The following is a 13,868-nucleotide window of genomic DNA, read 5'->3' on the forward strand; positions in this document are numbered from 1 at the left end:
ACCATTAATATATAAAGTGTAAATTGTCCTGATGGCTTGTGTATGTTAGTTAAAAACCTTTGAAAAAATAATAAAAGTTATCTATCTATAATTTGTCTTCTTTGTACAAGGTTTTAAATAAATTCACGCATTTATTACTACTCTCTTATAATTTCAATCATTTAACTAAACTATACAATTCTCTTTATATAGGTAGGTTTTATCCGAGTGTCAGAAAATTTAACAACACAAACCAAAATAAAAACAATAATTTTACAAAAAATTTACAAGCTAACTCGCATACACAGAACAAAAAGCAACAAAATACGTAAAAACAGAATTAAAAACAATATAATATAGAAACAACAATAAACTGATTGTTTATAAGACAATTCGACCTGTAAAATTAATTTACACTATATTTACATTCTTTAACTGTAAATTTAAGCTCTCTTCGATAGGCCTTATTTAACAGGCTAATTTTCATTTTATTTACTCAGGCATCATTTTTGCACTCTCTCAATCACAAATTTACTCCTTCAGATAATTAGTAGGATTGTAAATTATGTATCTAATAATATAAAAAATAATAACTGGAGAGAAAAATGCAATTTAAAAGATCCATGCTGGGAGCTTTTATTACTTTAGCAGTAACGGCTACATCTAATGTTACAGCCAATGAAATATCAGTTAATCAAAGTAAATTAAAGACAAGTGGTGCCCCTTTAAACGTTAAGCAAAAAGCAGGTAGCTATATTGTTCAACTAAAAGGTCAAACAGCCATTGCACATGCACAAGATATAGGTGAGTTATTACCCACTAATCAATTAATCAGTGTTGCGGGTAATAACTATAATGCATTAACACCTGCAATGGAGGCTTATACTCAAACGTTACAGGAACAACAAGAAAGAGTCGCTGGTAGTATTGGTTCAATTAATATTCTTCATTCTTTTAAGCATACTTATAATGGATTTACAGCAAAATTAACTCCAGCACAAATTTCCCAACTACAGTCACACCCTGATGTCGTTGGTGTATGGGAAGACAGACTTGAAATTATTAATACTGCAAATACACCTAGATTTCTTGGTTTAACGGGCCCTAATGGCCAACATGCTATGAATATTAAAGGTGAAAATATCGTTATTGGTGTTGTTGATACCGGTATTTGGCCTGAACACCCTAGCTTTGCTGACGACGGTTCATATTCTGATCCTTCTTCATTTGGTTGGCAAGGAACTTGTGATACCACCAATGACCCAGAATTTGTTTGTAATAACAAGCTTATTGGTGCTCGTTATTTTAAAGACAGCTTTGAAAGCACTTACCCTGTTCAGTATGAACTTGGGGAGTTTGACTCACCGCGTGATGCTGATGGTCATGGTAGCCATACAGCAGGTACCGCAGGAGGAAATGAAAACGTAGCAGCATCTGTTGGTGGTATAAATACAGGTAATGTTTCAGGTATTGCTCCAAGAGCACGAATAGCTGCATACAAAGCATGTTGGAACAGTGACTATGAAACTCCAGAAGGTGAAAAACAAGCAGGTTGTTTCTATGGCGATACGATGGCAGCGATCGATCAAGCTGTTTTTGATGGTGTTGATGTAATTAACTATTCAATAGGCGGTAGTCTTACTGATTTAACAATTCCTTCAACTGCAGCAATGCTTAGCGCAACACAAGCTGGTGTCTTTGTAGCTGTATCGGCAGGAAATAGTGGCCCAGACGCTGAGACTGTTGGCACTCCAGCTCCTTGGGTAACGAGTGTTGCAGCTTCAACTTATGATGGTTTAGTACCAGTAGGTGGAGATGCATTACAAGTGACTTCTGGTGCATTAAATGGAAGTGAGTTGTTTTCTGTTCCAGCAACATTTGCTCCGTTAGCGGATAACCTTGCTGGTGAACTTGCTTTGGCTGAACCTGTAGAGGCCTGTAATGATAATCCTTTAACAAATGCTGAAGCGTTAAATGGCAAAATTGCACTTATTGCGCGTGGCTCATGTGCTTTCACTGAAAAAGTGGTAAACGCACAAAACGCTGGCGCAACAGCAGTAGTTATTTACACATATGTTGACACTAACCCATTTGCGATGGGCGGTGAAGATCCTGCAGTTGCTATCCCAAGTGTGATGATTTCATTTGATGACGGTCAAGCATTAACTGACAGTGTGAATACATTAGCAACAACAGTAGTTATATCTCAAGAAACAGTTAGTGGAGAAGATGTAGAAGTAGGCAATATTATGGCTGACTTTTCTTCTCGTGGCCCTAACTTAAATACCTACGATATTATCAAACCAGATATTACTGCTCCGGGTGTTAAAATTCTTGCGGCAACTACAGCAGCACCTCTACAAGGTGTACACGGTAGTTCTTTCGCCTATTTACAAGGAACATCTATGTCTAGCCCTCATATTGCGGGCATGGCAGCTTTGTTTAAAGAATCCAATGCTTCATGGACTCCTGCTCAAATAAAGTCAGCACTTATGACAACAGCTCGTCAAAACTTAACCAAAGAAGATGGTACAACACAAGCTGACCCTTATGATTTTGGTTCAGGTCATGCTGATCCTGTATCAGCTTTAGATCCAGGATTATTATTTGATGCTAATATTGGTGATTATCTTGCTTTCCTTTGTGGACAAGATGAAAACGCTTTTGTTGAAGCTAGAGGTACTACTTGTGCTGAGCTAGATGACATGGGTCATAGCAGAGATGCTAGCCAATTAAACATACCTTCTATAGCTATTGCTGAGTTACTTGGTGACGAAACAGTATTTAGAACAGTTAGTAACGCAACAAATGTTGCATCTTCTTATACTGCTTCTATTGAAGCGCCTGAAGGCTTTAACGTAACGGTTGCGACCTTTGATAGTAACGGTGCTGAAACACCTTCTACAACATTAGATGTTGAGGCAAATGGAAATGCAAGCTTTGGTTTAACTTTTGCTAAAACAGAAACATCAGAAATCAATGTATGGAAATTTGGTTCTATTACTTGGACTGATGGAGCTGGACATAGCGTTCGTTTACCATTGGCAATTAAAGCAATTCCAACGGTAAAAATTGAAGTACCTAAATCAATTTCTGGTGAAATGAAACGTGGTCGCTATCGCTTCCCTGTTAAAATGCTTTACTCAGGCAATACTTCTTTTGATTTTACTGGTCTAGTAGCTCCTTTTGGTGCAGCTGGAAACGTAGAAAAAGATCCAGCGCAATCGTTTGAATTTTTAGGTGCAGGTACAACTTACCATGGTTTTACTATTCCTGAGGGGACCAAAGTAGCAAGATTTAGCTTACGTGATGCTTTAGTAAGTGTTGAAGGAGCTGATTTAGATTTGTATGTTTATCGTTGTGTTGAGTGGAGTTGTACTCAAGTTGATGCGTCGTTAAATGAAGGCTCTAATGAAGATGTAATACTTACAAATCCTGAAGCGGCTGATAATGGTGATGCTGGTGACTTATACATTACCTTTATTCATGGCTACTCAACAGGTGAAGAGCCTTCAACTGATTATACAATGCTAGGTTGGATTGCTGATCAAGCTGATTCATCAACTCGTGTTATTTCAAGTAAGCGTGCTATTAGTGGTCGTTATAACTACACCACGATTATGGCAAACGACTTAACCCCTGGTATGGTATACATGGGTGGGATCACTTACTATAACGCTGAAGGTGAAGCTGAAGGTACATCAGTACTAGAATTAGTAAATCCATAGTAGATTACTTTTAATATTTAAAGCCACCTTCCGAGGTGGCTTTTTTATTGGAGTAACCTCAAACTTCAATAAACTTCAATAAGCTATGCTTCGATTAATAAGCCTCCTTAATCAAAATATACAAATAATACTTTAACCCTACCTCTTTAAGTAAGCATAGTTATGTTGATCTCTCATATTGATCTCTTGTAACTATTTTTATCCCAGGAAGTGATAAAGAGTATCTAATAGTATTTTACAGTGCTCTTCTCATCACTCTATGTTAATTGGCTTATTGGTATTCCTTTTCCTTTTGAAGCTATTAAAGAATCAATGCACCATTAAAACTTAAAGTGACACAGAGAGATTATTACTTATCTGTTATAAGTCGTATACCATCCAGTAAACTAGTAGTAACGAGGCTTGGGGCTTGGGGCTTGGGGCTTGGGGCTTGGGGCTTGGGGCTTGAAAATAGGCTATAAAAAAAGCCTTACAAATGTAAAGCTTTAAATATTGGTAGGTCTAACTATTACTGTTCGCAATAATTTTTTAGCTCATTTTACGACGAGCCATTAAACCTAACAAACCAGTAAAGAATAAAATAAAAGCAGTAGGTTCAGGTACAACAGCTACTTGGCCGAAACTAACATCATCAGCAAAATAAGCGATACTTGTATCAAAAACATCAACAGCTCCACCAAAATCAACATCAATAAAGCCATTCCATGCAAATGCACCAAAAACATCATTTAGATCAAAATCTAAAGAAACTAAACCCAATGATAAATCAGCTAAATCAACCACAGCTTCAAACAAAGGGTTATCTAAACCTTGATCGAGCATATCAATGCCAAAAAACTCAAACTCAGTCCACGTTGAAACAATACCATAACCACCAAAGTCTTCAGCATTATCAATATTTACTGATACATGGCCAATTACACCATCAGCCTCAGAGACGATATTTTGAGTGATTAACGTAGCATTAGCCACACCAGAAAAACTAAAAACTAATGAAAACGCGAAAAACGTTTTTAACAAATACTTACTAAACATATTACTTCCTATTTCTATTGTTATTTATTGAAGGGCAAAATAATATTGCAACACAGTTGTAAAGCAATAAACAAACCATAATATATTTATACTTAAATAACAGTTAGATAGCCTTGGTTTTACTTTCAATTAACACTAAGTGTCGAGATACTTTTTATAGTGTAAAAAAATACGACAGTATTAAAGAGTTATGATTATAAGTCTTGTACTTAATGTATCTATTTATAAATAAGGACCTGATATTTATTTCAAGGAAACAAGAAATTATAAAAAAAAATGTGTACACTCTTTTAATTGTTATAAAACAGTTATCTCATGAAGATTAGGATTAAATTAATGCGCATTAAAGTTTTAGGATGTTTAGCTTTAGTACTAGCAAGTTCTGTAGTTGCCTCAGAGGTTTCTATTTATAAATGGGTTGATGATAAAGGTGTCGTGCATTTTAGTCATTCACACCCTGCTAATAAAGAAGCCACTGAAGTTGATATTCAAGTAGCTTATTCTTCCAATGCTACGGGTTCAGAAGAAACTGCAGAGGAACAAAAAACAGAAGATGACAAAAAAAATGAAGAGCTGCGTTTAGCTCAAGCAGAAAAAAATAAAAAAATGTTTGAAGAAAACTGCCAGTCTGCTCAAGCTAATCAAAAAATGCTGTCAAACTTTAAAAAGGTTTTAATGCAAGATGAAAATGGCAACGAAAAGTTATTAACCGGTGAGGAAATCACTGAACAGCTTGAGATAAATAAAAAACACCTAGATATTTATTGCGAACCTTCAAATTAATTTTTTAAATTAAATGTTCTTTAACTATTAATTGCGAGCTTATTAATAGTTAAAGAATCAACACGCTTATTTATAGAAAAACTAATTCTCCTTCTCGCTCATCGACATTAATCACTTTATTTGAAGAATAATCTCCCGCTAATATCTTTTGAGCTAATGGATTTTCAATGCCTTGTTGTATTGCTCTTTTTAACGGTCTTGCTCCAAAAATTGGGTCAAAGCCGGCATCAGAAATTAACTTTAATGCAGCCGGTGAAACCAGCAATTCAATATCTCTTTCCGCTAGCCTTTTTACTAATGCGTCAATTTGGATAGCAGCTATTTGTTGAATTTGTTCCGATAATAGTGGATGAAAGACCACTGATTCATCAATTCTATTAATAAATTCTGGTTTAAAGTGTTTACTCACCTCGACCATAACACTCATCTTCATGGCCTCGTATTGATTATCATCGCCGAAACTTTGAATAATATCGGAGCCAATATTTGAAGTCATAATAATAACAGTGTTTTTAAAGTCTACAGTTCTTCCTTGACCATCTGTTAAACGGCCATCATCTAGGACTTGCAATAATATGTTAAAAACATCGGGGTGTGCTTTTTCAACTTCATCTAATAAAATAACAGAGTAGGGTTTACGTCTTACAGCTTCTGTTAAATAACCGCCTTCTTCATAACCCACATAGCCAGGAGGCGCTCCTACTAAACGAGCAACTGAATGTTTCTCCATAAATTCAGACATATCTACACGTATTAGCGAATCTTCACTGTCAAACATAAAATTAGCGAGCGCTTTTGTTAATTCCGTTTTACCGACCCCTGTTGGTCCAAGAAATAAAAATGAGCCTATGGGTTGGTTTGGATCTGCTAACCCAGCACGTGAACGCCTTATAGCGTTTGATACTGACATCACCGCTTCAGATTGCCCAATAACTCGTTGATGTAATTGTTGCTCCATACCCAATAATTTATCACGTTCTTCTTCTAACATTTTTGATACAGGTATACCGGTAGCCCGACTCAATACATCTGCAATTTCAACCTCTGTGACTTTATTGGTTAATAAAGTCATTTCTAGCATTTCCGCTTGAGTAGCTAAGTCTAATTGAGTTTCCAATTCAGGCAGTTTGCCATATTGCAATTCAGCCATTAAATTTAAATCCCCCGCTCTTCTGGCTGCTTCTAACTCAATTCGAACCTGTTCTAAATCTTCTTTAATCGCTTGAGTGCCATGCAATGCAGCTTTTTCTGTATTCCAGATTTCATCAAGTTCATCATAGCTGTTTTGTGAACTGGTTATTTCTTGAGAAATGAGTGCGAGACGTTTCATTGAAGCATCATCTGGCTCTTTTTCAAGGGATTTTTTTTCTAACTTAAGTTGAACTAAACGGCGCTCTAATCGGTCAAGATCCTCTGGTTTAGAATCCATTTGTAAACGAATACTTGAAGCAGCTTCGTCAATTAAATCAATCGCTTTATCAGGTAATTGTCGATCACTAATATAACGATGAGACAAAGTAGCTGCCGCAACTATGGCAGGATCAGTTATATCAACATTATGATGCAGTTCATAACGCTCTTTTAAGCCACGCAAAATAGCAACGGTATCTTCAACACTTGGTTCATCTACCAATACTATTTGAAAACGACGCTCTAACGCAGCATCTTTCTCAATATATTGTCGATATTCATCTAAAGTTGTTGCACCAACACAGTGTAAATCGCCACGAGCAAGTGCGGGTTTTAACATGTTACCTGCATCCATAGCACCATCTGACTTTCCAGCGCCTACCATCGTATGCAATTCATCAATAAAAAGAATGACTTGCCCTTCTTCTTTAGCTAATTCGTTTAATACAGCTTTAAGGCGCTCTTCAAACTCTCCACGATATTTTGCTCCTGCGATCAATGCCGCCATATCTAATGATAAAACTTTTTTATTTTTCAAACCTTCAGGTACTTCTAAATTAACAATACGCTGTGCCAAACCTTCAACAATGGCAGTTTTTCCAACACCTGGGTGACCAATAAGTACGGGGTTATTTTTCGTTCTACGCTGTAATACTTGTAAGGTGCGACGGATTTCATCATCGCGACCAATAACGGGATCAAGCTTCCCTTGTTCAGCAAGTTCTGTTAAATCGATCGTATATTTAGATAAGGCCTGTCGATTGTCTTCTGCGTTAGGCTCATCAACACTTTCTCCACCGCGAATATGAGCAATGGCATCTTTCATTCTCTGTTCATTAGCGCCAAGAGATTTTAATGCTTGGCCGAGAGCCCCTTTATCTTCTAGAGCAGCAAGTACAAAAACTTCAGAAGAAATAAACTTATCTCCTAATTTTTGAGCGTATTTATCACATAAGTTAAGCAGATTACCTAGCGCAGAAGAAAGCTGCACATCACCACCTATCCCTTCAACTTTTGCTAAAGAATTAACGGCTGTTTCAATTTGAGTACGTAAACTTCTAATATCTATGCCAGCACTTTTAAAAAGTGGGACAACAGTATTTGCATTTTGATTAAGTAATGCCAACATTAAATGTGTCGGCTCAATAAACTGGTGATCTCGCCCTAATGCAATAGAGTTAGCATCAGAAATGGCTACTTGAAATGATTGAGTAAAACGATCTAACCGCATAATTATCTCCTAACGTACAAATATGTACTCTTAAATAATAAATAAGGGTAATAAAATAGTTTTTCAAGTTTTTAATAAACCATGTACTAATCTAGTCGACTAATTTGATATAACTATTTTTAAATGTCACTGACTTATTATTAGTGATTAGGTGCGACAAATAATCGTTGCCATTCGACCTGTTTGACCATCTCTTCTATATGAAAAATACTCTGTTTCTCGAGTAAAAGTGCAATGTGATAAATGGTCAATATTTTTAATAGCAAGTTGATTAAGCTGTAATTTTGCGATTAATGCTAAATCAGCTAAGTATTTACGTGGCTGCTTTGGTGTTTCACTTTTCTTTGAATTTTTCTTTTCATTAAAAGCATGTTCAAAAATTTTTGATTGTTTCACAAACTGATCTTTTACATCGTCACCTACTTCAAATTTATCCGCCCCGATACAGGGTCCTAACCATGCAAAAATATCTTCATTACTACATTGCATCTGATTAACAGTGTTAGCAATAATATTACCAACCAGTGGTCGCCAACCACCATGAATGGCAGCAATTTCATCACCGTATTTACTCGACAATACAATTGGCAAGCAATCTGCGGTCATCATTGCTAATGCTATATTCATGTCTGAAGTAATTGCGGCATCAGCAGTAACAGGCTTTTCTGAATAACAAGTAATTTGAGCGACATCTACTCCATGTACCTGTTCAAACCATTGAATACGTGTTGATAATGACAAAAAATCGGATAAAGAAGCTCGGTTTTTCATAACACATTGATGATCATCACCAACATGATCGCCAAGGTTGAACGCTGAATACTTACTGAACTTTTTATTGGAAATCTTATTAGGAGCTAATTCAGTTGAAGGATGATAACGAGTAGTCGTAAAAGCCAGCACATTATGTGCTGGCCAAATTACAGGGTGAAGATAGGGATTAATATTCTTCAGTAGCATTTAGCTTTGTATCTTCCCTTAAGATTTTGGTTAAATTTAATAAATCATCAGGAATATCCGCATACCAAGTCATTTCTTCACCGGTAATAGGGTGAAACAAAGATAGCATTGCTGCATGCAATGCTTGGCGTTTAAAACCTCTTAAAACTTCAAGTAACTCCGGTGTCGCATTTTTAGGTGGACGTGGACGCCCACCATAGTTTGGATCGCCCACTAACGGGTGTGTAATATGTGCCATATGTACACGTATTTGATGAGTTCGCCCAGTTTCTAAACGTAAACGTAAGCGAGTATGTAAACGATATTTTTCTAGCACGCGATAATGAGTTACCGATGGGCGTCCTGAAAAAGTCACCGCCATATTTGTTCGCTTTGTTGCATGTCTGCCTATCGGTTCATCAACAACACCACCAGCAGTCATCAACCCATTAGCGATAGCTTCATATTCACGCGTAATTTCACGTGCCTGTAATGCTTCCACTAAATTAGTTTGAGCTGCGATAGTTTTAGCAACCACCATTAATCCGGTAGTATCTTTATCTAGTCGATGCACAATACCTGCTCTTGGCACTACAGCAACTTGTGGACAATAATGCAACAATGCATTTAATACAGTACCATCAGGATTACCTGCTCCGGGATGGACAACAAGTCCTGCAGGTTTGTTAATTACTAAAATATCATCATCTTCATAAACGATATTGAGTGGAATATTTTGTGCGTCAAAGCGTTCTTCAGCTTCAACTTCAGCATTTATTGCTATTTGCTCACCACCGAACATTTTTTCTCTAGCACGAGTTAACACTTCACCATTAACTTGAACAAGCCCTGCTACAATCCATTCTTTTAAACGCGAACGTGAATAATCTGGGAACATTTCAGCCAAAGTTTGGTCTAAACGTTTGCCCAAACATGAATCAGGAACAGTATCTTTATGTTGTATTATTTCAGCCATTAAACTCTCTTTTAACTCTCTTTAGCTTGGTTTCGTTAATCAATTTGGCATTAGCGCTGTGCAAGGAAAGAATGCTAGGGTAGAATGCCAGAGATTATTTTACCCGTTTATGCGGGTGTTTGATATTTATTTTAACTAAAACAGTGTAGTGATCCGAAGTTTATGGAAAAAATGACAATAAAAATTATCTTTCTTACAATATTACTTAGCCTTGTCGGCTGTTCTTCTTCAGATAGTGATATAGATAAAGTACCAGATAAATCAGCACAAGCGCTTTTTGTTGATGCTCGCGCAGCATTAGACAACGGCTTATACCAAAAAGCGATTCAAACCTTATCGGCAATTGATTCGAGATTTCCTTTTGGTCCAATATCACACCAAGTTCAACTTGATTTAATATACGCTTACTATAAAAGTGGCGACGCAGATCAAGGTATTGCCTTAACCGACAGATTTTTGAAACTTAACCCTAATCACCCAAATATAGATTATGTTTATTACATGAGAGCACTCATTAACGAATCTACAGAAACCAACTTATTCCAAGATATGGCTGGGATTGATCGCTCAAACAGAGATCCTTCATCTGCGAAAGAAGCTTTTAACGATTTTAGAAAAATTGTTGATGAATACCCTAGTAGTAAATATGCTGCGGATTCACGTAAACGGATGATTAAAATTAAATCTAGACTGGCTCAATATGAACTTGCCGTTGCAAGATATTATATTAAACGTGAAGCGTTTGCCTCAGCGGCCAACAGAGGACGATATATTGTCGAGTACTTTGCACCAAGTGCTGAGGTTGAAGAAGCTTTAGAGATTATGATTGAAAGCTATGATGAACTTGGGCTTGAAGAGTTAAAAATAAATGCAATGCAAGTGTTAGCTGCTAACTACCCTGAGAATTCATTAATAGATTAACGTGTTGTACTGAGAACATATTTATAAAAAGCCGATAATAATTATTTAATTATTATCGGCTTTTTAATTTCTACTTAACTTGTATTTTGAAAAGGTTACTTAGCAATAATATCAACAATTAAATCGCTGACTCATTTTCTTCACCTGTACGAATACGAATAACACGCTCAACACTGGTAATGAAAATTTTACCATCACCAATTTTTCCGGTTTGTGCTGTTTCTAAAATAGCATTAACACAGCGCTCTACATCTTCCGTTGGTACGACGATTTCAAGTTTTACCTTAGGTAAAAAATCAACCATATACTCTGCACCACGATATAATTCAGTATGACCTTTTTGACGACCAAATCCTTTTACTTCAGAAACAGTCATACCAGTGATACCAATTTCACCTAATGCTTCCCTTACATCATCCATTTTAAAAGGTTTAATTATTGCTTCTATTTTTTTCATCAAGAGTTACCAGTAAATCTTTAATTTATGCTACTAAGGATATATAAAATTCTGCTTTTTTTGTACATATTTCTTACATATGAAGAAAAAAACTCATTCCGACTTGATTTGGTATCTGTAATCACAGCAGTATTTGGTACACTAGTTAACAACTGTTAAATCAACTTTTAGGCTGAATATGAACTCGCAATTTATTATTGAAGAAATGAAAGTGTTACCGCATATAGATGAACAATTCGAGATTTCACGTCGTATTGCATTCATTAAAAAGCAATTAATAAACTCGACACTTAAAACATTGGTACTTGGCATTAGTGGTGGCGTAGATTCATCAACTTGCGGGCGTTTAGCTCAACTAGCCATTAATGAATTGAACCAAGAAAATAATGCAAATGATTATCAGTTTATTGCGGTAAGACTACCTTTCGGCGTGCAAGCCGATGAGAATGACGCTCAATTAGCGGTCGACTTTATTCAACCAAGTAAATGCCTAACGACAAATGTACTTAATGGAGTAAATGGTATTCACAATGAAGTGATCTCAGCGTTAAAAGCCGCAGACACATTAACGCAAAGTGAAGAACAAATAGACTTTTCAAAAGGTAACGTTAAAGCCCGTGCGAGGATGGTTACTCAATACCATATTGCAGGTATCGTGGGCGGACTCGTATTAGGCACAGATCACTCTGCAGAAAATATCACTGGTTTTTTCACTAAATGGGGAGATGGCGCTTGTGACTTAGCTCCTTTGTTTGGCTTATCTAAGCGACAAGTTAGACAATTAGCATGTGCGTTAGGTGCACCAAGTGTACTTGTTGATAAAGCTCCCACTGCGGACTTAGAAGATCTAGCTCCAGGGAAAAAAGATGAAGATGCATTAGGTATTAGTTATGATCAACTCGACGATTTTTTAGAAGGTAAACAGGTTACTCAAGAAGTAAATGACCTGATTATCGCTATTTACAATAAAACCCAACATAAACGTCATGCTATACCAACTATTTACTCATAAACCATTTATTGACTCTCAATAAATAATTATGCAAGCCGCTTTTTGATGACTATAGTTAATATGTAAGAAATAATTATAGTCATCAAGGAATGGTGCTTTATGAAAAAATGTAATGGATTTACATTAATTGAACTTATGATATCGGTCAGTATTGTGGCCATTGTTGCCGCAATCGTTATTCCAAATTTTAATGAGTTCATTGTTAAAATGCGTGTTGATAATGAGATATCTCAGCTACATCGCTTGCTACTTACTGCACGCAATAGCGCAATTAACGCTAATCGAGATGTCACCCTCTGTCCCATCGATAATAACTCTCACTGCACGACTGATTGGCAAAATAATATTATTGTTTTCGTAGATATAAATGATGACAGTATTTACAGCCCTGAATTAAATGAGGTTATTATACGTATTAAATCTCCCGCTAAAATTAACGACAAACTGCAATATGGCTTATTTAGAAAGAAAATTAAATTTGCAGCCACTGGACGAACAACTGGCTGGGGCTCAAATGGTACACTAAAATATTGTCCTGAACATAATACTGAGCTTTCACGTGCTATTGTTATTGCCACATCTGGTCGTTTCTACCCTTCGACAGATATAGATCTTGACGGTAAGGACGAAATTAGAAATGGGAATGAAATTACTTGCCGAATAGATTAGTCGATTAATAGTTCATTTTAGTCGATATTTAACTACTAGCTGTAAATAACCAAAAATGGTATAACTGTTATCAATATGTTGCATCAGTTGTTGTAGGTTGTTTTCTAATGTTAAATTCAAGCAATACAAGAGTTTTAAAAAAAAATATCGTTCATAAAGTTGTAAAAGGTTTTACACTTATTGAGCTGATGGTAGGAGTTGCAATGCTGGGGATCATTGCCACAGTAGCTTTACCAAATTTAAGCGATTTTCTTATAAGAATGCGGGTGGATAACGAAGTATCTGAGATGCAACGTTTAATACTAACGGCTAGGAATACCGCAATTAATATGGGAGAAACTACAACACTATGTCCTTTAGCATCAAATGCATGCACAACTGACTGGACTGGTCAGTTAAGTGTCTTTATTGACTTAAATGACAATAATCAATTTGATGCCGGTGAAACCTTAGTTAAAGTTAAAGAAGCTATTCATCAAAGTGATAATTTAGAATACTCAAACAATGATCCTGTTACTTATGAAGCTACGGGATTAATTTCAACTACAAACGGAAACTTTAGTTACTGCCCAGATCATCAGGCTCAATTCAATAGAGGAGTTACTATAAGTGCTAGTGGAAGAGCAAGTGTTAGTAGCGACCTTGATGGAGATGAAGTAGACGAATTTATTGGTAACCCTCCTACAAGTATTATTTGTGCTATTTAGCACAAACTAATCGCATAAAAA

Annotated in this window: 11 protein-coding genes; 6 read left to right on the plus strand and 5 right to left on the minus strand. The window is 36.2% G+C overall.

The window, feature by feature from the left end; all coding sequences use genetic code 11:
- Positions 1-584 precede the first annotated feature (584 nt).
- The gene (locus AC27G3_RS17130; protein ID WP_487123687.1) at positions 585-3,707 is read left to right on the plus strand and encodes a S8 family serine peptidase; all 3,123 of its coding nucleotides are present in this window, start codon (positions 585-587) and stop codon (positions 3,705-3,707) included.
- A gap of 528 nt (positions 3,708-4,235) precedes the next feature.
- Here AC27G3_RS17130 and AC27G3_RS17135 read toward each other — a convergent pair.
- Complete coding sequence (locus tag AC27G3_RS17135; protein WP_487123689.1) at positions 4,236-4,742, minus strand: PEP-CTERM sorting domain-containing protein; 507 nt, start codon at positions 4,740-4,742, stop codon at positions 4,236-4,238.
- Between the two features lie 336 nt (positions 4,743-5,078).
- Here AC27G3_RS17135 and AC27G3_RS17140 point away from each other — a divergent pair, with 336 nt between their 5' ends.
- The gene (locus tag AC27G3_RS17140; protein ID WP_487123691.1) at positions 5,079-5,525 is read left to right on the plus strand and encodes a DUF4124 domain-containing protein; all 447 of its coding nucleotides are present in this window, start codon (positions 5,079-5,081) and stop codon (positions 5,523-5,525) included.
- 70 nt (positions 5,526-5,595) lie between these two features.
- On the opposite strand, the gene clpB is transcribed toward AC27G3_RS17140, so the two are convergent.
- The 3 genes from clpB to rluD form a co-directional block, all read right to left on the minus strand.
- Positions 5,596-8,166 carry an ATP-dependent chaperone ClpB gene (gene clpB / locus AC27G3_RS17145; RefSeq protein ID WP_487123692.1) on the minus strand — a complete coding sequence of 857 codons (2,571 nt, stop codon included), beginning with the start codon at positions 8,164-8,166 and terminating at the stop codon, positions 5,596-5,598.
- A 147-nt stretch (positions 8,167-8,313) separates the two neighbouring features.
- A complete protein-coding gene (gene pgeF / locus AC27G3_RS17150) occupies positions 8,314-9,126 on the minus strand; it encodes a peptidoglycan editing factor PgeF (RefSeq protein ID WP_487123694.1) in 813 nt (270 codons plus the stop codon).
- A complete protein-coding gene (gene rluD / locus AC27G3_RS17155; RefSeq protein WP_487123696.1) occupies positions 9,107-10,081 on the minus strand; it encodes a 23S rRNA pseudouridine(1911/1915/1917) synthase RluD in 975 nt (324 codons plus the stop codon). The genes pgeF and rluD overlap by 20 nt, the downstream gene beginning before the upstream one ends.
- A gap of 162 nt (positions 10,082-10,243) precedes the next feature.
- Between rluD and AC27G3_RS17160 the strand changes: the two genes are divergently transcribed.
- Positions 10,244-11,002 (plus strand): outer membrane protein assembly factor BamD, encoded by a 759-nt coding sequence (locus tag AC27G3_RS17160; protein ID WP_487123698.1) that lies wholly within the window; start codon positions 10,244-10,246, stop codon positions 11,000-11,002.
- Between the two features lie 118 nt (positions 11,003-11,120).
- Here AC27G3_RS17160 and glnB read toward each other — a convergent pair whose 3' ends face one another.
- Positions 11,121-11,459, minus strand: coding sequence for a nitrogen regulatory protein P-II (gene glnB / locus AC27G3_RS17165; RefSeq protein WP_487123700.1), 339 nt, complete (start codon positions 11,457-11,459; stop codon positions 11,121-11,123).
- A gap of 178 nt (positions 11,460-11,637) precedes the next feature.
- Here glnB and nadE point away from each other — a divergent pair, with 178 nt between their 5' ends.
- From nadE to AC27G3_RS17180, 3 genes are all read left to right on the plus strand, one after another.
- Positions 11,638-12,471 carry an ammonia-dependent NAD(+) synthetase gene (nadE, locus tag AC27G3_RS17170; RefSeq protein ID WP_487123702.1) on the plus strand — a complete coding sequence of 278 codons (834 nt, stop codon included), beginning with the start codon at positions 11,638-11,640 and terminating at the stop codon, positions 12,469-12,471.
- Between the two features lie 99 nt (positions 12,472-12,570).
- Complete coding sequence (locus AC27G3_RS17175; protein ID WP_487123704.1) at positions 12,571-13,140, plus strand: GspH/FimT family pseudopilin; 570 nt, start codon at positions 12,571-12,573, stop codon at positions 13,138-13,140.
- Positions 13,141-13,247: 107 nt separating this feature from the next.
- Positions 13,248-13,847, plus strand: a complete 600-nt coding sequence (locus tag AC27G3_RS17180; RefSeq protein WP_487123705.1) for a GspH/FimT family pseudopilin — start codon at positions 13,248-13,250, stop codon at positions 13,845-13,847.
- Positions 13,848-13,868 lie beyond the last annotated feature (21 nt).

Source organism: Colwellia sp. SU-HH01217 (assembly GCF_057543495.1).

Excerpts from the sequence above, each read along its gene's own strand:
- clpB (WP_487123692.1), bottom strand. The coding sequence starts at position 8,166 with ATGCGGTTAGATCGTTTTACTCAATCATTTCAAGTAGCCATTTCTGAT.
- AC27G3_RS17130 (WP_487123687.1), top strand. The coding sequence starts at position 585 with ATGCAATTTAAAAGATCCATGCTGGGAGCTTTTATTACTTTAGCAGTA.
- rluD (WP_487123696.1), bottom strand. The coding sequence starts at position 10,081 with ATGGCTGAAATAATACAACATAAAGATACTGTTCCTGATTCATGTTTG.
- glnB (WP_487123700.1), bottom strand. The coding sequence starts at position 11,459 with ATGAAAAAAATAGAAGCAATAATTAAACCTTTTAAAATGGATGATGTA.
- AC27G3_RS17180 (WP_487123705.1), top strand. The coding sequence starts at position 13,248 with ATGTTAAATTCAAGCAATACAAGAGTTTTAAAAAAAAATATCGTTCAT.
- AC27G3_RS17160 (WP_487123698.1), top strand. The coding sequence starts at position 10,244 with ATGGAAAAAATGACAATAAAAATTATCTTTCTTACAATATTACTTAGC.
- AC27G3_RS17140 (WP_487123691.1), top strand. The coding sequence starts at position 5,079 with ATGCGCATTAAAGTTTTAGGATGTTTAGCTTTAGTACTAGCAAGTTCT.
- pgeF (WP_487123694.1), bottom strand. The coding sequence starts at position 9,126 with ATGCTACTGAAGAATATTAATCCCTATCTTCACCCTGTAATTTGGCCA.
- AC27G3_RS17135 (WP_487123689.1), bottom strand. The coding sequence starts at position 4,742 with ATGTTTAGTAAGTATTTGTTAAAAACGTTTTTCGCGTTTTCATTAGTT.
- nadE (WP_487123702.1), top strand. The coding sequence starts at position 11,638 with ATGAACTCGCAATTTATTATTGAAGAAATGAAAGTGTTACCGCATATA.
- AC27G3_RS17175 (WP_487123704.1), top strand. The coding sequence starts at position 12,571 with ATGAAAAAATGTAATGGATTTACATTAATTGAACTTATGATATCGGTC.